This window comes from Salifodinibacter halophilus (assembly GCA_012999515.1).
GTDB lineage: Bacteria > Pseudomonadota > Gammaproteobacteria > Nevskiales > Salinisphaeraceae > Salifodinibacter > Salifodinibacter halophilus.
Genome location: JABEEB010000132.1, coordinates 1 through 300, shown reverse-complemented (window position 1 = coordinate 300; position 300 = coordinate 1). Strand labels below are relative to the sequence as shown.

Here is a 300-nt window from a genome sequence, read left to right as displayed (position 1 = left end):
AAGAACGGCGCCTGCGGCAGCGGCGGCCGACCTTGTAGGAGGGACTTCAGTCCCGACGCCTTCCGCTCAGATCGCGGCGACCGGAAATAAAAGCATCGGGACTGAAGTCCCTCCCACAAAAGCCAAAGCCCTTGCTGCACAAGCCCAGGCGCGAACGTGCCAGGCTCGGGTGCGCGGCAAGCTCAGGTGCGCGGCAGGGTCACGCCGACCTGGCCCTGGTACTTGCCGCCGCGGTCCTTGTAGGAGGTCTCGCAGACTTCGTCGGACTGGAAGAACAGCATCTGCGCCACGCCTCGTTGG

At 65.3% G+C, this 300-nt stretch carries 1 protein-coding gene; it reads right to left on the bottom strand.

Annotation, left to right across the window (positions count from 1 at the left end):
- Positions 1 to 182 precede the first annotated feature (182 nt).
- Positions 183 to 300, bottom strand: a 118-nt coding sequence (gene dcd, locus HKX41_11015; GenBank protein ID NNC24661.1) for a dCTP deaminase, incomplete at its 5' end; no start/stop codon positions are given.